General features: G+C 34.7%; 20 protein-coding genes. 15 read left to right on the top strand and 5 right to left on the bottom strand.

Going from position 1 to position 21,484, the window contains the following annotated elements:
• Positions 1-12: 12 nt before the first annotated feature.
• On the top strand, positions 13-738 hold the full coding sequence (locus ACO052_RS17840; protein ID WP_422105145.1) for an energy transducer TonB: 726 nt from the start codon (positions 13-15) through the stop codon (positions 736-738).
• A 76-nt stretch (positions 739-814) separates the two neighbouring features.
• Here ACO052_RS17840 and ACO052_RS17835 read toward each other — a convergent pair whose 3' ends face one another.
• Together ACO052_RS17835 and ACO052_RS17830 are read right to left on the bottom strand one after the other, a co-directional pair.
• Positions 815-1,339, bottom strand: a complete 525-nt coding sequence (locus ACO052_RS17835; protein WP_422105144.1) for a GNAT family N-acetyltransferase — start codon at positions 1,337-1,339, stop codon at positions 815-817.
• Complete coding sequence (locus ACO052_RS17830) at positions 1,336-1,890, bottom strand: thioredoxin family protein (protein ID WP_422105143.1); 555 nt, start codon at positions 1,888-1,890, stop codon at positions 1,336-1,338. Before ACO052_RS17830 ends, ACO052_RS17835 begins: the two co-directional genes overlap by 4 nt.
• A gap of 31 nt (positions 1,891-1,921) precedes the next feature.
• Between ACO052_RS17830 and ACO052_RS17825 the strand changes: the two genes are divergently transcribed.
• On the top strand, positions 1,922-2,257 hold the full coding sequence (locus tag ACO052_RS17825; RefSeq protein ID WP_422105142.1) for a tRNA-binding protein: 336 nt from the start codon (positions 1,922-1,924) through the stop codon (positions 2,255-2,257).
• An 18-nt stretch (positions 2,258-2,275) separates the two neighbouring features.
• Here ACO052_RS17825 and ACO052_RS17820 read toward each other — a convergent pair whose 3' ends face one another.
• The 3 genes from ACO052_RS17820 to ACO052_RS17810 form a co-directional block, all read right to left on the bottom strand.
• Positions 2,276-2,965, bottom strand: a complete 690-nt coding sequence (locus ACO052_RS17820; RefSeq protein ID WP_422105141.1) for an ABC transporter ATP-binding protein — start codon at positions 2,963-2,965, stop codon at positions 2,276-2,278.
• 90 nt (positions 2,966-3,055) lie between these two features.
• On the bottom strand, positions 3,056-3,763 hold the full coding sequence (locus tag ACO052_RS17815; protein ID WP_422105140.1) for an O-methyltransferase: 708 nt from the start codon (positions 3,761-3,763) through the stop codon (positions 3,056-3,058).
• 79 nt (positions 3,764-3,842) lie between these two features.
• Positions 3,843-5,714, bottom strand: a complete 1,872-nt coding sequence (locus ACO052_RS17810) for an ABC-F family ATP-binding cassette domain-containing protein (RefSeq protein ID WP_422105139.1) — start codon at positions 5,712-5,714, stop codon at positions 3,843-3,845.
• A 100-nt stretch (positions 5,715-5,814) separates the two neighbouring features.
• Between ACO052_RS17810 and ACO052_RS17805 the strand changes: the two genes are divergently transcribed.
• From ACO052_RS17805 to ACO052_RS17745, 13 genes are all read left to right on the top strand, one after another.
• Positions 5,815-6,615: a polysaccharide biosynthesis/export family protein gene (locus ACO052_RS17805; RefSeq protein WP_422105138.1), complete on the top strand. Its 801-nt coding sequence runs from the start codon at positions 5,815-5,817 to the stop codon at positions 6,613-6,615.
• A gap of 1 nt (position 6,616) precedes the next feature.
• Positions 6,617-9,094 (top strand): polysaccharide biosynthesis tyrosine autokinase, encoded by a 2,478-nt coding sequence (locus tag ACO052_RS17800; RefSeq protein ID WP_422105137.1) that lies wholly within the window; start codon positions 6,617-6,619, stop codon positions 9,092-9,094.
• A 12-nt stretch (positions 9,095-9,106) separates the two neighbouring features.
• Positions 9,107-9,697 carry a sugar transferase gene (locus ACO052_RS17795; protein WP_422105136.1) on the top strand — a complete coding sequence of 197 codons (591 nt, stop codon included), beginning with the start codon at positions 9,107-9,109 and terminating at the stop codon, positions 9,695-9,697.
• Positions 9,694-10,989 carry a nucleotide sugar dehydrogenase gene (locus tag ACO052_RS17790; RefSeq protein ID WP_422105135.1) on the top strand — a complete coding sequence of 432 codons (1,296 nt, stop codon included), beginning with the start codon at positions 9,694-9,696 and terminating at the stop codon, positions 10,987-10,989. Before ACO052_RS17795 ends, ACO052_RS17790 begins: the two co-directional genes overlap by 4 nt.
• A 21-nt stretch (positions 10,990-11,010) precedes the next feature.
• A complete protein-coding gene (locus ACO052_RS17785; RefSeq protein WP_422105134.1) occupies positions 11,011-11,988 on the top strand; it encodes an SDR family oxidoreductase in 978 nt (325 codons plus the stop codon).
• A 79-nt stretch (positions 11,989-12,067) separates the two neighbouring features.
• A complete protein-coding gene (locus ACO052_RS17780) occupies positions 12,068-12,934 on the top strand; it encodes an ABC transporter permease (protein WP_422105133.1) in 867 nt (288 codons plus the stop codon).
• Positions 12,935-12,938: 4 nt separating this feature from the next.
• Positions 12,939-14,195, top strand: coding sequence for a polysaccharide ABC transporter ATP-binding protein (locus ACO052_RS17775; RefSeq protein ID WP_422105132.1), 1,257 nt, complete (start codon positions 12,939-12,941; stop codon positions 14,193-14,195).
• Positions 14,192-15,241, top strand: coding sequence for a hypothetical protein (locus ACO052_RS17770; protein WP_422105131.1), 1,050 nt, complete (start codon positions 14,192-14,194; stop codon positions 15,239-15,241). The genes ACO052_RS17775 and ACO052_RS17770 overlap by 4 nt, the downstream gene beginning before the upstream one ends.
• A 75-nt stretch (positions 15,242-15,316) precedes the next feature.
• Positions 15,317-16,102 carry a hypothetical protein gene (locus tag ACO052_RS17765; RefSeq protein ID WP_422105130.1) on the top strand — a complete coding sequence of 262 codons (786 nt, stop codon included), beginning with the start codon at positions 15,317-15,319 and terminating at the stop codon, positions 16,100-16,102.
• A gap of 67 nt (positions 16,103-16,169) precedes the next feature.
• Positions 16,170-18,320: a polysaccharide pyruvyl transferase family protein gene (locus ACO052_RS17760; RefSeq protein ID WP_422105129.1), complete on the top strand. Its 2,151-nt coding sequence runs from the start codon at positions 16,170-16,172 to the stop codon at positions 18,318-18,320.
• An 11-nt stretch (positions 18,321-18,331) separates the two neighbouring features.
• Positions 18,332-19,297 carry a methyltransferase domain-containing protein gene (locus tag ACO052_RS17755; protein WP_422105128.1) on the top strand — a complete coding sequence of 322 codons (966 nt, stop codon included), beginning with the start codon at positions 18,332-18,334 and terminating at the stop codon, positions 19,295-19,297.
• Positions 19,298-19,300: 3 nt separating this feature from the next.
• On the top strand, positions 19,301-20,569 hold the full coding sequence (locus ACO052_RS17750) for a glycosyltransferase (RefSeq protein ID WP_422105127.1): 1,269 nt from the start codon (positions 19,301-19,303) through the stop codon (positions 20,567-20,569).
• The gene (locus ACO052_RS17745; RefSeq protein ID WP_422105126.1) at positions 20,569-21,480 is read left to right on the top strand and encodes a class I SAM-dependent methyltransferase; all 912 of its coding nucleotides are present in this window, start codon (positions 20,569-20,571) and stop codon (positions 21,478-21,480) included. Before ACO052_RS17750 ends, ACO052_RS17745 begins: the two co-directional genes overlap by 1 nt.
• The last annotated feature ends 4 nt before the right edge of the window (positions 21,481-21,484 follow it).

Here is a 21,484-nt window from a genome sequence, read left to right as displayed (position 1 = left end):
AAATTAAACGTCATGGAACTCAAGAAGAACCCAAGAGCCAATGTAGGTCGAAACAGTAGTATATATTTTGCTGTTGGCTTAAACGTAATGTTACTCCTTACATACTTAGGATTAGAACATAAGACTTACGAAACAGAAGCGGCTAAGATTGATATCTTAATGTTGACAGAACAATTAGAAGAGGATATTCCAATTACGACAATTAATATTCCACCACCACCTCCGCCAAAGCAAGTGGTCACTCAAGCTATTACTATAGTTGAAGATGTAGAGGAAGTGGAAGAAACTTTTATTGAAAGTACTGAGATAGGGCAAGACGATGTTATAGAAGAACGCGTTGTTTCTGTAGAAGAGGTTGAGGTTGAGGAGGTCGAGGAAGATATAGAAGTACCTTTTGCTGTGATTGAACGTGTGCCTCAATTCCCAGGATGTACTGGTACGAACGAGGAGTTAAGAGCTTGTTTCCAACAAAAAATGAATGAGCACTTACAAAAGCACTTTAGATATCCAGATGCTGCGGCAGAGCTTGACATTCAAGGAAGAGTATTTGTATACTTCATCATTGATAAAACAGGTACAGTTTCTAAAATTAAAAGTAGAGGACCTGACAAATTGTTAGAGACCGAAGCAGAACGTATTATTAGTCTATTGCCTAAAATGGCACCAGGAAAACAGCGTAATAGAGCCGTTGGTGTGCCTTACAGTATTCCTATAAACTTTAAATTACGACAAGACTAAACTATAACGGTAACTATTGGTTTAGATAAATTTTGATTGATGACAGAACCCCTTGTTAGAAAGGGGTTTTGTTGTATTATAAAGTTTCATTTTTTAAGGTATACCAATTACATAAGTCACCTTCGTACTCAAAAGTTCCTGAGGGTTGCATACCTATTTTTTTTAGAATGGTGTTTGAGGCGATATGATCAATTTGGGCCGCGGCACAAATTTCCTTTAACTTTAGATCTTTAAAACCATAATCCAGAGAAGCTATAGCTGCTTCTGTAGCATAACCATGTCCCCAAAACTCTTCTTTGAGTCTATAGCCTAAATCGTAATAATCAAATGTTTTGCGCAATTCGCGTTCAAACTTTAAACCAGACCATCCGACAAATTCTCCCGAATCTTTTTTAATTATAGCCAATCGACCCACTCCGTAATCCTTGTATTGCTGTAAGACTTCTTCAATTTTTGATTTTGATTGTGCAATAGAGGTCACCGGATTATTTCCCAAAAAGAGATGCACCTTAGGATTAGAATCCATATCAAAAAAATCTTGCGCATCAGTTTTGGCTATAGGTCTTAGGAAAAGACGCTTGGTTTCTAGTTTTAAATTCATTTCCACTTAATATTGCAACCCATACTTGGTTTTTGTTTAGGGCTAATCGCTTCATTGTTAACCAGAGCATCCATGGCAGCTCTTAAGTCTTTACCAGTTACAGGGATACCATTTCCAGGTCTTGAATCATCGAGTTGCCCAGCATAAACCAGTTTTAAATCTTTGTCAAATAAAAAGAAATCGGGAGTACATGCAGCGTCATAGGCTTTGGCGATGTCTTGGGTTTCGTCGTATAAGTATGGAAAGGGATAGTGATTGGTTTTGGCATGTGCTTTCATTTTATCCGGGGCATCTTGCGGATAATTCACAATATCATTGCTCGAAATGGCGATGCAATGAATACCTTTGGACTTATAATCATTTGCTAAATGAACCAACTGTTCATTCACATGAATGACGAAAGGGCAGTGGTTACAGATAAACATCACTAATGTTCCTGTATCTCCCTTTAAGTTATTTAGGGATTTGACTTGGTCGTCTTTGGTATCAATCAAGTTAAAATCGGGAGCTGTAGTGCCCAAAGGCAACATATTTGATGGTGTTAAGGCCATTATTTTAATAAGTTTTATATAATTTTAAAGCATGGATAATATAATAACATTTGAAGACTTTACAAAGGTTGATTTACGCGTAGGCACTATTCTCGAGGTAAATGATTTTCCGAATGCCAGAAAGCCCGCATATCAACTCACCATTGATTTTGGGGATTTAGGTATAAAAAGATCATCAGCACAGATTACAACACAATACAAGAAAGAAGACCTCATTCAAAGACAGATTGTAGCGGTTGTTAACTTTCCCAAAAAACAGATTGCAAATTTTATGAGTGAGTGTTTAGTTATGGGAGCCGTAAAGGACAATGATGTGTTTTTATTGCATCCTGAAAGCCAAATCAAAAACGGCTCTCAAGTTTCCTAATGGTAATTTTACCAATCGCTAATCATTGTAGGTATCACTCTCAATCATACCATCCATTAATCGAATCACACGCTTGGCATGAGCTGCGATGTCTTCCTCGTGTGTAACCATGATTACCGTGTTGCCTTTGGCATGAATTTCATCGAATAACTGCATAATTTCCAACGAGGTTTTAGAATCTAAGTTACCCGTTGGTTCATCTGCTAGGATAATTGAAGGCCTATTTACCAAAGCACGACCAACGGCTACACGTTGTCGTTGCCCACCAGATAATTGATTAGGTTTATGATCCATACGGTCCGCTAGACCCACATCAGTTAGTACTTCAGAAGCCCGATCCACCCTGGCTTTTTTGGACTGTCCAGCGTATACCATAGGCAAAGCCACATTTTCTAGTGCTGTAGTTCTCGGTAGTAAATTAAAAGTTTGAAAAACGAATCCGATTTCAGTATTTCTTATATCAGCCAGTTCGTCATCGGACATCTGACTCACATCTTTGCCATTAAGCCGATAGATGCCGGCAGTTGGTGTATCCAAGCAACCTAATAAGTTCATTAGGGTTGATTTTCCCGAACCAGAAGGTCCCATAATGGCGACATATTCACCGCGTTTAATATCTAAATCTATCCCTTTTAATACATGAACAATTTCTTGTCCTAATTTAAAATCTCTAATGATACCTCTAATCTCAATGACATTGTCACTCATAATTGAATGGTGTTGGTTGCTCAAATTCTTTGCAAGATAAAAGAATTTAAAAATCAGTTTCCCCAATAAGACGTTAAAGTTGCAAGCTTGTTACAGTCTAATTTTAAAATGTTGCTTTGCTTGTTCTTTTCTAAAAAATACGAAGCCCAAATGGAAGGTATCGACCGTTACTGTAACAGATGTATGTGCCTTTATATATGCCCAAGCTTCAGTCATCCCTTTTGACCAATAAATGTCATCAAAAACAAAAATAGAGTGATTATTTGCTTTGGGCAATAAAGCTTCGAAATACGCTATGGTAGCGTCTTTGTTGTGATTACCATCGAAAAAAATGATATCAAAACAGTCTTCCTTTAGCCTGGGAATGATGTTCTCAAATGCTCCTGTTATTATATTGATATTTTCATATTTTGATAGCTGGGTTTTTGCATATAGTGAGGTGTTTGGACAACCTTCAATACTTACAATCTGATTATCTGAATGACCTATAGCAAGAGCATGCGAAGCGACTCCTAACGATGTTCCTAATTCCAATGTGTTTTTTGGTTTAAAGTATTTAGAAAGTCGGTAGAATAGTTTTGCACGTTTAAGTGGTGTACTAGACGTACGTGCCATTTGCGAAGTTGATCTTTTATTGGATTTAAACTTTCGTGAGCCCGAACCAAAATCTTCAACTACGATGATGTCTCCATTTCTGAGTAGTGTGTTTCTGTAGGCTGAAAGTTTGCTATAATCAGAATACTGGTTTTTATCATAAAGACATTTGGTAACAAAGTCATATACAAATGGGGAGTGCACACCATGGTGATTGGTTGAACTGAATAGGAATCTTATGTAGGATTTAATTTGATACACTATATTGGCTATTGGCTATTGGCTATTGGCTATTGGCTTCTAGCTTCTCGGCTAATTCAAACCAACGCAGTTCTTTTTCTTCAATAGTGTCTATAATACTTTGGAGTTCTTCTGATAGTTGATTGATCTCGTCTTGTGATAAGTTGGTATTGTTGAACTTGGCTTCCAAGGCCTTTTTATCGAGTTCTAAAGCGCGAATTTTAGATTCTAAGTTGTTGTACTCCTTTTGTTCGTTATATGATAATTTACTGGCTTCATTTTGTTTTATGGCTTTGTTAGCATCCGCATTTTCTAGAGCCTTAGTCGGTTTGGGTTGGCTACTGTCATAGGCTCTAAAGTCGGAATAATTACCTGGGAAATCATCAATAAGGCCATGGCCTCTAAATACAAATAAATGATCCACAATTTTATCCATAAAATAACGGTCGTGAGAAACGACCAAAAGTACTCCGGGAAAATCCATTAAAAAACTTTCTAGAACGTTTAAAGTGACAATATCCAAATCGTTGGTTGGCTCATCCAAGATTAAAACATTGGGATTTTGAATTAAAACCGTACATAAATAAAGACGTTTTTGTTCGCCCCCGCTCAATTTTTCTACAAAATCATATTGTTTTTTTCTATCGAATAAGAAACGCTCCAGTAATTGTTGGGCACTTATTTGTCGACCCTTTGCCAATGGAATATAGTCGCCATAAGCTCTTATGACATCGATAACTTTTTGATCGGACTTTACACTGATACCGCCTTGCGTGTAGTAGCCTATTTTTACAGTTTCACCAATGACGATTTTACCACCATTAGGTAGCATACTTCCGGTTAGTAAGTTTAAAAATGTGGACTTTCCTGTACCATTCTTACCTATAATACCAATGCGTTCTCCTTTTTTGAAGGTATAATCAAAACCATCCAGTATTTTTTTGTCTTTAAAGGCTTTAGACACATTATGGAACTCTATGATTTTACTACCGAGGCGCTCCATATTAATTTCTAACTGTACCTGATGGTCTTTGCGTCTTTGATGGGCTTTTTTCTTTATTTCAAAAAAGTCATCAATTCTACTTTTGGATTTTGTGGTTCTTGCCTTCGGCTGACGACGCATCCAATCCAATTCTTTCTTAAATAACTGTTTAGCTTTAGCAACTTCCGTCGCTTCGTTTTCAATTCGCGCCTCTTTCTTCTCTAGATAATACGAGTAATTTCCTTTGTAGGTATATAGTTGGCCCTGATCTAGTTCTATAATTTCATTACAAACACGTTCTAAAAAATAACGGTCGTGCGTTACCATAAACAGTGTTTGCTGAGTTTTGGTAAAATAATCTTCTAGCCATTCAATCATTTCTAGATCGAGATGGTTGGTAGGCTCGTCTAAAATTAAAATATCGGGTTTGCTCAGTAGTGCTTGTGCAAGGGCTAATCGCTTTTTTTGTCCACCTGAAAGTGTAGCGACGCGCATGGATAAATCCTCTAGCTTTAATTGGGATAATATTTGTTGGTACTGTGTTTCAAATTCCCAAGCGTTATTTCTATCCATAGCATCAAAAGCCAGCTGGTATGCTTCGGTATCTTCAGGATGTTTTAAAGCATTTTCGTAAGCTGCAATCGTCTTTAAAATAGGGATGTCCGAAGCAAAAATAGTTTCCTCAATGGTAAGTTTGCTATCTAGGTTGGGTTCTTGATCCAGGAAGGCTAAACGTATGCCTTTTCTCATAACGATTTGTCCTTCGTCGGGAGCATCTTTTCCAGATAAAATATTTAGTATTGAGGTTTTTCCACTTCCGTTTTTTGCTATAAAAGCGATCTTTTGATCTTTATGGATGCTAAAGGACAAATTTTGGAAGAGTACGAGCTCTCCATAAGACTTCGAAATATGTTCTACGTTTAGATAATTCACGCTATTTTTTTACAAAGAACGAAATAAACCAAAAAGAAACCTAATAGTTTTGTTATTGCAGTTGATACATTATATTTGTCTGTAAACATCTATTTTACTTATGAAGCGCCTTAAGCTTTTGATCATTGTTCTGGGTTGTGTTTTTATTTCATCATGTATTCCTCATAAAGACACGGTTTACCTTCAAAACAAGGAAAACGCACTTAATGACACCATTCCAAATAACCTATCCGAAATTCAAAAACCCTATCGTGTTCAGATCGACGATATTTTAAATATTAGAATTAAAGTATTGGATCAGGATAATGTTCAGATTTTTAATCCGATTGGAGAAGGAAACCTCAATGCAAGTAGCGCAGAGCGTGCTTATTTTGATGGCTTTACCGTAGATATCCATGGTAATATAAGAATACCAACTTTAGGTCGTTTTAATGTATTGGGGTATACTGCCTCTGAAATAGAACGAACAATTGAAGATAAGTTATTAGAGGAACAATTTAAGGAAACTGCGAACATATTTGTTACCGTAAAATTAGCGGGATTGAGATATACGGCCAATGGCGAAATTGCCAAGCCTGGGACGATTACCTTGTTTAAGGAACGTGTCAATATTTTTGAAGCTATCGCGAATGCTGGTGAAATCCCAATTACAGGTAATAGAAAAGATGTTTTGATTATAAGGCAATACCCCCAAGGACAAAAAATACATCATTTGGATTTAACAGATATCAGCGTCATGAAATCACCTTACTATTACATTCAGCCCAATGATATCATTTACGTAAAACCTCTTAAGCAAAAATCAATTGGAACGGGAGAAACCGCTGTGTCTAGTTTGGCGACAATAGCTACCATATTATCGTTAGTGACATCTTCAATTTTAATATTCACAAGGTTATAAAATGGATTATTCAAACTACGAAGATAACGATGCAGGAGAGTCACAAGGCTTAGGCTTTGATTTTAAAGGCTATTTATTTAAAGTACTCAATCTCTGGAAACTGATATTATTGTGCATTGGTGTTGCTTTGGTTGTAGCTTATTTTATCAACGTAAGAAAGCAAAATATCTATCGTCTGGACTCCCTGATTACAGTTAATAACGATCAAAATCCTTTTTTTACAGCCAACACGAGCATATCGTTTAATTGGGGAGGTGTGTCAGCAAAGGTTGGAAGTGTTTTGACTGAGATAAAAACAAGGAGTCATAATGAACTCGTTGTGGATTCTCTTGAATTCTATATTCAATACTTAGAAGAAGGAAAATATCATCTCATAGATATCTATAAAAATGCCCCATTCATTGTAGAAACGGACAGGAGCAAGCCTCAGGTTTTAGGGAAAGCGATAGGAATTAAAATCATTGACAATAATTCTTACGAATTGTTTCATGAGTTTGAAGTAGATAGAGTACAATGTCAATTTTATGATTCAAAACAGAAAATAGTTACTAACGTAAACATAGGTGAGTTTAGAGAGACGTATAGATTTGGTGAAGTCGTTAACTTATCTTTTTTTAATGGAAAAATAAGCCTTAGACCTAGAGCAAATATTCCTGTTGGGAAGAGCTATTTTATTAAATATTTAAATTTCGATTCCGTAGTTAATAGGTACAAGAAAGATATTAAAATTGATCCAACCTCTAGAGATGCCGCTTCAGTTTTGAAATTATCTCTTATCGGTAAGAACAAGTCTAAAATAGTAGATTTTTTGAACGCTACTTCCGCAATATTAAGCAGGACAGAATTAGAACGCAAAAATCTATATGCAACCAATACCATTAAGTTTATTGATAGTAGTCTAAGTGCTGTTAATGCTGATTTAAAAGCTGTTACTGATGAGATGAATGACTTTAGAAAGTCTAACAAAGTATTTGATGTTGAACAGGAAATCATTCAGAAATCTGAACAATTAAAAGGCTATGATACCGAAAAATTGGCAGAGCAATCTAAGCTCAATTATCTTAATACACTCGAGAATTATTTAAGAACAAAAACCGATTATAGTCAAATTGCAGCACCATCTTCAGTAGGTATTGAAGAAGCCAATATACTATCTAGTGTTAGCAGGATTATTGCCTTATCTGTTGAGCGCCGAAATTTGGAATATTCGACCAAAGAGGGCTCTATACTCTTTGACGAATTAGATAGGCGAATTGACACCGAAAAAAGCGTATTACTAGAGGCTATTGATATAACTAAACAGACTATAGGAATACAACTAAATACCGTTAATAGAAAGATTGCTAGTCTGGAATCTGAGCTTATCGGTTTGCCAAAAGATCAACAGGAATTTTTAAAGATTCAGAGAAAGCTAGATTTAAGTAGGGAAGCCTATAATATTTATCAGGCCAAAAGAGGGGAAGCGGCTATAGTTAAGGCAGCAAACGTTTCTGATATTATAGTCATAGATGAAGCCAAGGACATTGGTGATCCGCCAATCGGACCAAAAAAATCATTGAACTATATGATGGCTTTGATGATTGGTTTTTTTGCCCCAATGTTCTTGATATTTGTTACCTATTTGTTTGATAATACTATCCATGGTTCTGATGAGGTAGTGAAGATCTCTAACATTCCTATTTTAGGTCTTATAGGTAAATATCGTTATAAGAATAATTTAGTGGCCTATGAAAAACCAAAATCAGCGGTTGCCGAATCGTTTAGAGCTGTAAGGTCTAGTTTACAATTCATATTTAAAAATAATCCTTCTACCAAAAGGGCCAATACAATAATGATTACATCTTCTGTGAGTGGAGAGGGCAAAACATTTACATCAATTAATATAGCTACGGTTTACGCAATATCTGGTAAAAAGACCATTCTATTGGGACTCGATCTTCGGAAACCGAAAATTTTTGGTGATTTCAATATAACAAACGATAAGGGTATCGTCAATTATCTGATTGACGATAACGAATTAAATGAAATTATAACCCATACACATATTGATAATCTAGATTTAATTACATCCGGTCCAATTCCACCAAACCCATCAGAGCTTTTAATGGGAAATAAGTTAAAAGAACTTATTGCCACACTTAAGGATCAGTATGATATTATTATTTTAGATACACCACCCTTAGGTTTAGTTACTGATGCATTAGAGTTGGTACAATATGCCGACACCACTATATTTATGGTAAGGCTAGATTATACTAAAAAAGGAATGTTACAGCTCGTTAATGCAAAGTATAAGTCCGGAGAACTTAAGAATGTCAATTTTGTTCTTAACTTTTATAGACATAAGAACAACCATAATTACGGCTATGGTTACGGTTATGGCTACGGTTACGGTTATGGAGTGTATGGAAGTGCCTATCACGAAAAGAACGACCAAAGCTTTTCTAAGAAGGTTAAAAACTTCTTTAAGAGACTATAATTTATTTAGAATTTGATTACTAAAAGACAGCTTGCAATAAAACGTTTTTTTGATGTTGTTTTGGTTGTAGTTTTGCTGCCTATTCTGATTATTCCCATTTTAGTTTTAATCTTATGCGCATCAATTGATACCAAGAGGTATGGTGTATTTTCACAATGGCGTGTTGGTCAACATGCAAAACTGTTTAGAATTTATAAAATAAGGACTCTAAAAGAAGGCATCCATGAGCTTGGTCATTTAGAAAAAAGTGCAACAACCTTAGGGAAATACCTTAGACGAACCAAATTGGACGAGCTTCCCCAACTGTTTAACGTATTGTTAGGTGATATGAGTTTTGTTGGTCCTAGGCCTGATGTTCAGGGTTTTGCCGATGAATTAGAAGGGGAAGATCGTATAATTTTATTGGTTAAACCTGGTATAACTGGCGAAGCAACCTTGAAATATAAGGATGAAGAACGCGAATTAGAACGGCAAAAAGACCCAGAGCATTACAACAGAACGATTATTTGGGTAGATAAAGTGAAAATTAACAAGAACTATGTTCGAAATTATAGTTTTTATTTAGATTTGAGGCTTATTATACAATCAATTTTAAACAAATGACACACACTAAAGATAAAATTGCAATTATAGGTTTAGGTTATGTCGGTTTACCCCTTGCCGTAGAATTTGCCAAGCAATTCTTTGTTGTAGGTTTCGATATTAATAAGCAACGAATCAATGAGTTAAATTCTGGTGTGGACAAAACACTAGAAGTTGACAATGATCATCTTAAATCTGTTTTAACTAAAGATTTAAGTGCTGATAAAGGACTTTATATTACGGATGACCTTGAGGCCTTATCAGCTACTAACATATATATTATAACGGTCCCAACGCCAACGGATGAACTTAAGAGACCTGTATTTACACCATTGATTAAAGCAAGTGAGACGGTTGGGAAGGTGTTAAAGCACGAAGATATCGTTGTTTATGAATCTACCGTATATCCTGGTGCTACAGAAGACATTTGTATTCCAGTTTTAGAAAAAGTCTCTGGTCTCACATTTAACAAAGATTTTTATGCCGGTTATTCTCCAGAACGTATTAATCCGGGAGATAAAAAGCATACGGTTACCAAAATATTAAAAGTAACATCTGGATCGACACCAGAGATTGCAGAACGAATCGATCAGCTTTACAAAAAGGTTATTACTGCCGGAACGCATTTGGCACCGTCAATTAAGGTAGCTGAAGCTGCGAAGGTTATTGAGAATTCGCAACGCGATATTAATATTGCTTTCGTAAACGAATTGTCAAAGATTTTTAGACTTCTAGATATTGACACTAAGGCCGTATTAGAGGCTGCAGGGACCAAGTGGAACTTTCTAAAGTTTTCTCCGGGACTGGTTGGCGGTCATTGTATTGGAGTTGATCCTTATTATTTAGCACAAAAAGCTATTGAGTCTGGCTATGACCCAGAAATTATTTTGGCGGGTCGTAAAATGAATGATAGTATGGGTGGTTATGTTGCTACCGAGACGGTTAAAATGATGATTAATAAAGGTGCTACCATTAAGGGATCTAATGCACTTGTACTAGGAATTACCTTTAAGGAAAATTGTCCGGATATTAGAAATTCTAGAGTTATTGATATTATAGAAGAACTTCAGACCTACCATGTTAACGTCGATGTATACGACCCTTGGGCGTCTCAGGAAGAGGTAAAACATGAATATGGACTGGATTTATTATCATCTACTGACGAACTAAAGTCTAATTACGATGCCATTATATTAGCAGTATCTCACAAAGAATTTTTAGACGTATCTATTGATAACCTAAAATCAGATAAGTGTGTCGTTTTTGATGTAAAGTCATTATTACCGTTAGACGTAGTAGACGCACGTTTATAGTTTTAATCCCAAAACAAAAAGATGTACTCAAATCAATATCATACAGAAGACTTATCGCAATTAAGTTTTCTAATTACCGGCGGCGGAGGTTTTATAGGTTCTAATATTGTAGAATACCTATTAAAGTATGGCGCTAAGAAAGTGAGGGTTTTAGATAATTTTTCTAATGGCTATCGCGAAAACTTAACAGAATTCATGGCCCATCCTTCTTTTGAATTAGTTGAAGGAGATATTAGAGATCTAACGACTTGCAAAGAAGCGATGGATGGTATCGACTTTGTATCTCATCAAGCGGCTTTAGGTTCTGTGCCACGTTCAATAAATGATCCAGCAACATCAAATGAAGTCAATATCTCAGGTTTTTTAAATATGCTGATTGCACTAAAGGATAGCCCAACGGTAAAACGTATGGTATATGCGGCATCGAGCTCTACTTATGGTGATAGCAAGACCTTGCCTAAAGTAGAAGATACTATAGGTAAACCATTATCTCCTTATGCGGTTACAAAATATGTCAATGAGCTTTATGCGGATGTATTTGGTAAGACCTATAATACGGATGTCATAGGTTTGCGCTATTTTAATGTTTTTGGTCCAAAGCAAAGTCCAAACGGTGCTTATGCTGCTGTCATTCCTTTATTTATGCAGGCCTTAAAAGACAATAAACCGTCAAAAATTAATGGCGATGGAGAGCAAACCAGAGATTTTACCTTTGTTGATAATGCCGTTCAAGCCAATATAAGAGGGTTCTTTGCATCTAAAGAAGCCGCTAATGAAGTTTTTAATGTCGCTTGTGGTGAACGTATATCGGTCAACTATTTATGGGACGCTTTAAGAGCCGCCGCGGATTCTGATTTAGAGGCTGTTTATGGACCGGCACGGCAAGGGGATGTCAGGGATTCTTTGGCCGACATCTCAAAAGCAGAGCAACTTTTAGGCTATAAACCCCAATATACTGTGCGTGAAGGCTTAAAAGTTACATGGGATTACTTCAATTAAGTTGTTGGTAAATACTTATAGCATTATTTACTGAATTCCGAATAAATAGTATATTAGCGTGACCAAAAAACACGTTAAATTGTCGAATTATAAGGAAGATGAATGGCTTTATACCATCTCTGCTAAGAGAAAATTCATCGACTTCAATTTTAAGGAAATTTGGCGCTATAGGGACTTGTTGCTATTGTTTGTAAAACGCGATATTGTAACACTTTATAAGCAAACTATTCTCGGTCCAATTTGGTACCTCATACAACCCTTGTTTACCTCTGTAATTTTCACTTTGGTTTTTAATAACCTTGGTGATATAAAAACTGGTGGGGTGCCACCGTTTTTATTTAATTTAGCTGGAATCACAGCTTGGAATTATTTTAAGGATTGCCTAAACAATACCTCAAACACATTTACTAAAAATCAAAGTATTTTCGGAAAAGTCTATTTTCCCAGAGTTATTTTACCGATGTCCATAACGGTATCCAACTTGCTTAAGTTTAGCATTCAGTTGCTGATATTTTTTGCCTTTTTTGTCTATTACAAGTTATCGGGGTTTGATTTTGGGATAAACATGTATTTAGCCTTATTTCCAGTCTATGTTATTATCATGGGGATGTTAGGCTTGGGTTTAGGAATGATTTTCTCGTCCTTAACTACAAAGTACAGAGACTTAACCGTTTTGCTGAGCTTTGCGGTACAGTTGTTAATGTACCTCTCTGCTGTGCCTTATCCGATGTCCGAGGCTAGAGTGAAGTTTCCGTCCTTAGTCGCTAAAATTGTTGAGTATAACCCTGTAACGCAGATAGTCGAGGGCTTTAGGCATATGCTATTAGATATAGGGAATTTTAACCTTAACCTTTTTTTATATACCTTATTCATAAGTATCCTGATATTTTTGATAGGACTTATCATTTTTAATAGAACTGAAAAATCATTTATAGATACCGTTTAGATCTATGTCAGATATAATTTTAAAGGTCGAAAATATAAGCAAACTGTACCGTCTGGGTATCGTGGGGACTGGTACGCTTAGTCATGATCTCAAGCGGTGGTTCTATAAATTGAGAGGTAAGGAAGATCCTTATTTAAAAATAGGGGATACCAATAATAGAGCTGAAGCTGCAGAGAGTGCGTACGTTTGGGCCATTAAAGATATTAGTTTTGAGGTGAAGCAAGGTGAGGTTTTAGGCATCATTGGTAAAAACGGCGCAGGCAAGTCTACATTACTAAAAATATTATCGCGAGTCACCAGTCCAACGACTGGAGAGATAAAAACCAGAGGCCGCATTGCGTCCTTGTTAGAAGTAGGTACAGGATTTCATCCTGAGCTAACGGGAAAAGAAAACATCTATCTTAATGGGGCTATCTTAGGGATGACCAAAGCAGAGATAAAAGCTAAAGAGCAAGAAATTATTGAATTTTCTGGTTGTGAGCGTTATATAGATACTCCGGTAAAGCGCTACAGCTCAGGGATGCGTGTGCGTTTAGCCTTTGCAGTTGCCGCATTTTTGGAGCCCGATATATTAGTTGTCGATGAAGTATTGGCGGTAGGTGACGCTGAATTTCAAAAGAAAGCGATTGGTAAAATGCAAGATATATCTTCTAGTGATGGAAGAACCGTACTTTTTGTGAGCCATAACATGGAATCTATGGCACGACTTTGCGAAAGAGGAATTTTGCTTAATGATGGTTTAATCGAATATACAGGAGAAATCAATGATGTTATCGATTATTATTTGAGTAATAACCTTGAGTTTAGATCTATTTTCGAGGAAGACGATTTAGATGAAAACTGCTATGTGAAGCGCGTCGTCCTTTCAAACAAAGACGGCGAATCAACATCCAATTTTAAGTTTAATGAAACTATAACTTTAAGCTTTGAGGTATTAAAACAAAAAGGCGGAACTAATGCCTTTGATTTATCTTTTGCTCTAGTCAATTCTAATAACGTCGTTATTTTAAGTTCATCTTTTTCAGACGTTAATAATTTTGCAATCGATGAGGGTACTAACATGTTCAAAGTTAATATTAACGGAAATTTTCTAAACAAAGGAGATTATAAGGTGAGGCTGTTTTTCTATGACAAAAGCAAGCATCAAAATGTTCAAAGAATTGATTGCCTTAACTTTAAAATCAATGAGATCGGTTTTTATAAGAATGCTCAAGTCAGAAGAGCTCTGATTATTCCAAAGTTAAATTGGGTGAAAGCATGAAAAAGGAAATCTTTATACACATTGGAACACATAAAACAGGGACTACCAGTATTCAAAGAACCTTATCAAAAAACCTCAATTTATTAAGAAAAGAGTCCGTAAAGTACATTGATCTGTACAATTTTGAGGAAGCACAAAAAATTATGATGCTTGAGCATCATGACAAAAGTATTGCAGAAAACTTAAAGTCATTTATAGACTCGAGAATAGAAGACGATATCAATAAATACATTATTTGCTGTGAGTACCTATCTGGTAATCCTAAATCATTGTATTCTAATGTTTCCCAAGTGGCTCATGTACTATATGAAGGATTATCGAGCTTTGATGTTAAAAAGATCTTTGCGGTACTACGTCATCAAGAGCAGTTTGTACAATCAATTTATACGCAATATTTGCATCAAGGAGAAGACATAGATATACAGAGTTTTCTTGATAAAGACCAACTGTCACACATAAAGTGGTGTAATTTTTTAGAAGCCTATGAGTCCGTTTTTGGTTCTGAAAATATACGTCCAATACCTTATGATACAAAAATTTTAGGCCAATCTAACCTGATTAATTATTTTGGAAATTTTTCTGACATAGAAGTGCTAAAGCACCTTAAACTAGAAACTCACAATCAAGGATATAATAAAAATGCTGCCGAAATAGCGAAGGCTTGTAATCCTTATCTCAACAATGCGGAAAGCAAAGTCTTACGAACTTTAATGCAAAAGCATTTAAGCAGAAGCGTTTTTTCAAAATATGAGCTTCTAAGCAAAGAAGAAGAAACTTTTTTGAAGGGTTATTTTAAAGCGGATAATGAAAAATTATTTAAAAGTTATTTTCACGATTTTGATATCGATAATTTCACCGAGTTAAAGGCGCAAGATTTTTCTTCAAGAGAATCAAAAGACAAAAGTTATGTAGAAGTAATCGTATTACTAACGAAGGAGCTTAGCAATATGAAACCTGCAAAGGAAGAACCAAAACACCCCAAACTGAGTTATAGACTAAAATCAAAAGTAAATAAATGGATTAAAACGGTTTTAGGGAGTTCATGATGTTGCGCCATGACATGTTGAGTATTTTGTATAAAGATAGCCTGCTGCCTATTAAAAATGGCAAATGATCAATAAATGAGAATTATTAAAGCAATAAAATCAAGAATAAAAGTCCTGTTAAACAAGGATGTATTATTTCCTGAAAATGAGAAACTCAAGGAGATATTCGATCCGTACAACAAAGCCTATATCTTAGGTTCTGCACCATCTATAAATAAGATTGATTTTAATAAGCTAGATAAGGAGGCAGTTATGATATCGATGGGGAATTTTCATGAACACCCAGATATAGAAACCATAAACCCTCAAGTTCACATTTTTGCGGCGTCACATCCGCCAATAACCGAAAAAGTACTTAAGAAATGGTTTGCTAGAGCAGAAGAGCGCCTACCGCCTAGAACGGTGGTGCTGGTAGAAGAAAAGGATTATGAGGTAGCAAAATCAATTTTTAAATCTAGAAAACTATACCGATATGCCTATGGGGGTGATTTTCCAATCGATTTTACTAAAAAAATAATATCGCCGACAACGGTTGCAATGGTTGCCATTCAGCTAGGTTATTATATAGGTTTAGAGGAGTTGAACTTGCTTGGTATAGACCATGACTGGCAAAATACAGGTGGCTATTTTCATTTTTATGACCATAATAAACCATCTTTAGAATTATATTTAAAACAAGATGGTCTTATAGATGAAGCACCTGCATTTACGCGAAGACAACCTAAAGAACGTCTTTACAGATTCTATTATACATACAAACTCTATGAGTCACTACAGATAAAAGAGAAAAATCGTAAGTTCGAAATTTATAATGCCGATCCATACTCGGGGTTTGATGCCTTTGAAAAAAAAGCTTTATAAAATTATAATGAGAGAAGCATTTTGCCTAATTAATGAAACAATTACAAGAATAAGGTTTTAGAAGATTATGAACTTTTTAAAGATTTTAAAAACAATATATAGGCTAGGAAAAGACTTATATCGATTAAGGCAGAAAAAAGCGCTCGATATTAATGCAAAGCCGAGTGTTCTAAATCTTAATATTATTGACAGTTGCAATTCTAAATGCACCATGTGCAATATTTGGAAACAAAAGGAAGAACTAGAAATTACACCACAACAGCTAGAAACAGTATTACGTGATCCCTTGTTTTCAGAATTAAAGTATGTTGGTGTTACAGGAGGCGAACCCACCTTACGTGAAGACTTACCAGAAATTTACAGTGCCATAATTGAAGCAGTACCTACTATCAGAGGATTAAGCATTATTACTAATGCGATAGAAGACCATGATGTACTAGATAGAATAAAAAAAATAAAGGCTATTTGTGATGAAAAACAAGTTCATTTTGCAGCTATGGTATCTATTGATGGTGTAGGTAAAGTACACGACCAAGTAAGGGGTGTAAAGGGCAATTTCGAAACAGCGATAAAAGTATTTAAATATTTAGAAGACGAATTAAAAATACCAACATCTTTTGGCTGTACAATATCGAAAATAAATGCGTGGGATGCCGATGACCTTCTCTACTATGCTAAGAAGAATAATATGTATGGTCGTTTTCGAATAGCAGAAACGATTAATAGATTATATAATCATAACAGAGGAAAAGTCATAAGAAATTTTGACGCTGATGAAACTTATAACCTGTTATTGTTTTTTGAAAAACTAAAAGTAACTTACGAAAAGAACAAAACGTTCAAGAGGACATATTCTAGCATTCAAAATATGCTCCAAGGAGGAAATAGACTTATAGGATGTCCATACCATAACGATGGTATAGTTTTAGGCTCTAAAGGACAAATAAGTTATTGCGCACCCAAGTCTAAAGAAATTGGTAATGGCGTAGAATCATCTGCCTTAGATATTTATAAGAAAAATTTTCAGGAAAAAGAGCGTATTATCAAAGAGCATTGTAATGATTGTATACACGACTATCATGCTCCTATAACTTATAATGAGCGTAGAAGTGAAATAGCAGAGTTATTCAACACCAAAATTTTAAACATAAAACACGTAAAAAGGGCACATTTAACAGCCAAATTCCTTAAAAAAGGGGAAACAGATTCTAATCGATATACAGTATTTATTATGGGTTGGTATGGTACAGAAACTGTAGGAGATAAGGCTATTTTAGGTGGAATAGTTTCAGATTATAACGAAAAGTATAACAATAAAGTAGAATTTATTATAGGAAGCTTATATCCATTTATTACAGAAAGAACATGTGAGGAATTAAATCTTGAAGCAAAAGTGGTATCGACTAAAAATCTTGATTTATTGCGATATGCTAAAAGTGCTGACGAAACTGTTATGGGAGGTGGGCCACTGATGGATTTAGAAGCATTGTACGTGCCTTACTTAGGGTTTAAAATAGCTAAAGCCAATGGTAAAAAAACAACTGTATTTGGTTGTGGCATAGGACCATTAAAGCATCAGAGGTACTCAGCTGTAGTCGAACAAATTTTGTCCATTAGTGACGATGTAAAACTAAGAGACAAGGATAGTCTTTCAAAGTACAATGCATATAATTTTAAAGCAGAAGCCGAATTGTTTGGCGACCCTGCAAAACTATATGTAAAGGCTAGAGATAATCAAATTAATGTGACTAAAGAAAAGGTGTTATCCTGCTTTTTACGTGACTGGACATATCAGTATTTTGATGGCGATGAAGATGTATTTCAAGATAAGAAGAAACGTCTTGAACTAGGTATAGCTAAATTAATAAAGCAAGAAGCTCAAAGGCTAAATGTTGAAAGAATAGAATTTCATCACATGCATAATTTTGTAATGGGAAATGATGATAGAGACTTTTCCAGATATTTCATAGAGACTTATTTTTCCGATGATGAAAGAGTTACTATGAATAAAAAATTATCGACTGTTGACTCTATTATAGAAGCCATGAAAAAATCAGAATTCAATATTTGTATGAGATTCCATTCCGTGCTTTTTGCTCATACATTAAATACAGATTTTTTGGCCATAGATTATACAATGGGAGGTAAAATATATGCCTATTTAAAAGATAATAATAAGCTAGAAAGTTTAATAGCTGTAGAAAGTTTAACCAATTAATTTTTGATGGTGTGATTTGTAAGGTATGCGAACATGATATTACTCCTAAATTTCTTTTAGAAAACAAAAAAACAGACAACTCTATATATAGATGCCCAAAATGCAAAACGGCTTTTGTACATCCACAGCCTTCGTCTGAAGAGCTAAATGCTTTTTATACAGGAATGTATCAAGAAAAAGCACTTTCTTTTAATGAAGTGCAAATGAATCGTGCATTAAAATCTGTCAAAGGTTATTTAAAGCGATTGAATTGGATCGGTGAAAAAAGTAAAGGCAAAACTTTTCTCGATTTAGGTGGTGGATTAGGTTATTATTCTAAAGCGGCTTCAGAGTATGGAATGTCTCCAATTTTAGTTGAAAAAGACGCTGTATCGGTAGATTTTGCTCAAAGTAAACTACAATTAGATACTATAATTCAACAAGATTTGAATGAATTTTTCTCGAGCAATACTGATAAGTATGATATCGTCTTTTTTAGACATGTTATTGAGCACGTTACCGAACCTAATGAAGTAATTAAAAATATTTCGTCACTATTAAAAGATGATGGTGTATTTATTATTGAGACTGATAATAATGCAGGAATCGAAATATTATTTAAAAAAGGTGTTAAGGATTTTTACTTAAAATTATACGGTGAAAATTTTAAAGACATTTCGTTTTATAAGCTACTCTCCGTAAGACCATTTGCATTGGACCCGCCAAGACATCTGTTTGCCTTTAGAATGAATAACCTCTCTAATCTGCTGAAAAAAAACGGCATTAAGCCATTTATTAAAGACCATTACAGGCTTGGTCATCCAATTTATTGGCCAAATATCCCAGCGCCGAAATTTTCAGATGTAATAAAGGCATTTCTAAAATTCAAGCTAAAAACTGGGATCAAATTGACGCTAGAATATTTTAATCTTCTTTTTAGAATACTTCTACAGTCATTAGGACTTTCGTCAGGATTATGTATCTATGGAAAAAAGTAAAGTATGAACATACTAATCGTAAATACTTATGATAAAGGAGGTGCGGCTAATGCTTGTATAAGACTTCACAATGCACTGCTTAATCATGGGTATTCGAGCAAATTACTGGTTTTGCATCGCTCGGACGATCAAGTTAATGATAACATCTTCAAGTTTAAAACAGCCCCAAGTGGATTAAATAGTATTTTAAAAAGAATTATAAATAAGTTCGACTTTAAAAAAAAGAAGAAAAAAGAGAAAGAGCGATTATTTAGAAGCAATCGGTCAGTACATTTAGAATACTTTTCCTTCCCTTATTCTGAGTATGATATAACCCAAAGCGAATTATATAAAGAGGCAGACGTAATTAATTTGCATTGGGTAGCACAGTTTTTAGACTATGATTCTTTTTTCAAAAAAAATAAAAAGCCGGTTGTTTGGACATTGCACGATATGAGTCCATTTTTAGGAGGAGAACATTACAATGAGATTTATGATGGTATAGACGACGGAGGTATGCCAAAATCGAGAGTTCATAATAACCTTGAGCTTAAAGTATTTGATGAGATAATTGAGAAAAAATTGAATATTTTTAGACAGGTTAATAATTTAATGTTGATTTCGCCTTCTAACTGGTTGAAAAGGGTAGCAGAAAATAGTCAAGTGTTTAATAAATTTCCATGCTATCATGTGCCTAATACTATAGAGAGTGAATCTTTTAAAATCTTAAACAAGAAGGCGTCCCAAAAGGATTATGATATAACGCATGATGGGATTAAATTACTATTTGTATCTCAATCTTTAAATAACAGCAGAAAAGGAATAAAAATACTTGTAAAAGCTTTTGAGTCTTTAGAAAATGACCAAATTAGTTTATATGCAGTTGGAGATTCAAATAATGTCGATTTTGATGCATTAGGAATCAATTCATTAGGGATTATAAAAGAAGAAGAGGAGATGAATAAAATCTATAATGCAGTAGATGTCTTTATATTGCCCTCTCTAATGGATAATTTGCCAAATACGGCAATAGAATCTTGCCTTTCTGGTACACCAGTAATAGGTTTTGATGTTGGTGGAATTCCAGAAATTATTGAGGATGGCTATAATGGTATTTTAATAAAAAAACATGATGCTGAAGGCTTAAAAGATGGAATAAAGAAGTTTTTAGAAGAAGGTGTTAAGTGGAGTGCTGAGGAGATAAGAAATGATGCGATAGCTAAGTATAATTCAAAACTGATTGTAAATAAGTACATTGACGTTTACAATGAAGCCATTAAAGATAGCTGCTAATGGATTTTATAAAAAGAATAGTTAATAAATTACCATATGTAAGAGGACTGTATCAACGCGATAAGCTTTACCGCGATAATGCGCATTTTTTGCCAGGTCATTTTTATTCCGTCATTCCAAATTTAGAAGAGGTAAGAAATGATCAAAGCAGAATCTGGAAAGGAATAGAAACAGATGGTATAGATGCGATAGACTTAAACACAGAAACTCAGAAGAAGTTGTTGGCAGAAATTAATAAGTATTATTCTGAAATCCCTTTTAAGGATGATCTTGAAGACAACTTAAGATATCATTTTAATAACCCATATTATTTATACACAGATGGTATTGTCTTATATGGAATGCTGAGACATTTAAAACCAAATAGAGTCATAGAAGTGGGTTCTGGTTATTCTTCAGCATTAATGTTAGATGTCAATGATTTATTCTTTGATTCTAATATTGGTTTTAATTTCATTGAACCTTATACTGAACGTTTAGAAATGCTTATTAATCAGGGAGATAAAGAGAATGTTTCTATACTCAAAAGTAGAGTTCAGGATGTAGATTTAGAGTACTTTAAATCGCTAAAAGAAAATGATATTTTATTTATAGATAGTACGCATGTTTCGAAATGTGGTAGTGATCTAAATTACTTGCTTTTTGAAGTGCTTCCTGTTTTAAATGAAGGTGTTTATATACACTTTCACGATATTTTCTATCCGTTCGAATATCCAAAGAATTGGGTTTTTAAAGGCTATAACTGGAACGAGAATTATCTGTTGAGAGCATTTCTAATGAATAACAAGGATTACAGTATTCAAGTATTTGCGCATTACTTGCATATGCATCATAAAGACGTATATACCGATATGCCATTAGCTTATAAAAATACTGGTGGTAACTTGTGGCTAAGAAAAGAAAAACAATAAACAA

This window comes from Winogradskyella sp. (genome assembly GCF_965228925.1).
Lineage (GTDB): Bacteria > Bacteroidota > Bacteroidia > Flavobacteriales > Flavobacteriaceae > Winogradskyella.
Note: the sequence above shows the minus strand (reverse complement) of the source record. Positions and strands in the feature narration are given on the sequence as shown.

Bases quoted from the DNA above. Each gene is read 5' to 3' on its own strand.
- ACO052_RS17840 (WP_422105145.1), top strand. From the start codon at position 13: ATGGAACTCAAGAAGAACCCAAGAGCCAATGTAGGTCGAAACAGTAGT.
- ACO052_RS17835 (WP_422105144.1), bottom strand. From the start codon at position 1,339: ATGAATTTAAAACTAGAAACCAAGCGTCTTTTCCTAAGACCTATAGCC.
- ACO052_RS17830 (WP_422105143.1), bottom strand. From the start codon at position 1,890: ATGGCCTTAACACCATCAAATATGTTGCCTTTGGGCACTACAGCTCCC.
- ACO052_RS17825 (WP_422105142.1), top strand. From the start codon at position 1,922: ATGGATAATATAATAACATTTGAAGACTTTACAAAGGTTGATTTACGC.
- ACO052_RS17820 (WP_422105141.1), bottom strand. From the start codon at position 2,965: ATGAGTGACAATGTCATTGAGATTAGAGGTATCATTAGAGATTTTAAA.
- ACO052_RS17805 (WP_422105138.1), top strand. From the start codon at position 5,815: ATGAAGCGCCTTAAGCTTTTGATCATTGTTCTGGGTTGTGTTTTTATT.
- ACO052_RS17800 (WP_422105137.1), top strand. From the start codon at position 6,617: ATGGATTATTCAAACTACGAAGATAACGATGCAGGAGAGTCACAAGGC.
- ACO052_RS17790 (WP_422105135.1), top strand. From the start codon at position 9,694: ATGACACACACTAAAGATAAAATTGCAATTATAGGTTTAGGTTATGTC.
- ACO052_RS17785 (WP_422105134.1), top strand. From the start codon at position 11,011: ATGTACTCAAATCAATATCATACAGAAGACTTATCGCAATTAAGTTTT.
- ACO052_RS17775 (WP_422105132.1), top strand. From the start codon at position 12,939: ATGTCAGATATAATTTTAAAGGTCGAAAATATAAGCAAACTGTACCGT.
- ACO052_RS17770 (WP_422105131.1), top strand. From the start codon at position 14,192: ATGAAAAAGGAAATCTTTATACACATTGGAACACATAAAACAGGGACT.
- ACO052_RS17765 (WP_422105130.1), top strand. From the start codon at position 15,317: ATGAGAATTATTAAAGCAATAAAATCAAGAATAAAAGTCCTGTTAAAC.
- ACO052_RS17760 (WP_422105129.1), top strand. From the start codon at position 16,170: ATGAACTTTTTAAAGATTTTAAAAACAATATATAGGCTAGGAAAAGAC.
- ACO052_RS17750 (WP_422105127.1), top strand. From the start codon at position 19,301: ATGAACATACTAATCGTAAATACTTATGATAAAGGAGGTGCGGCTAAT.
- ACO052_RS17745 (WP_422105126.1), top strand. From the start codon at position 20,569: ATGGATTTTATAAAAAGAATAGTTAATAAATTACCATATGTAAGAGGA.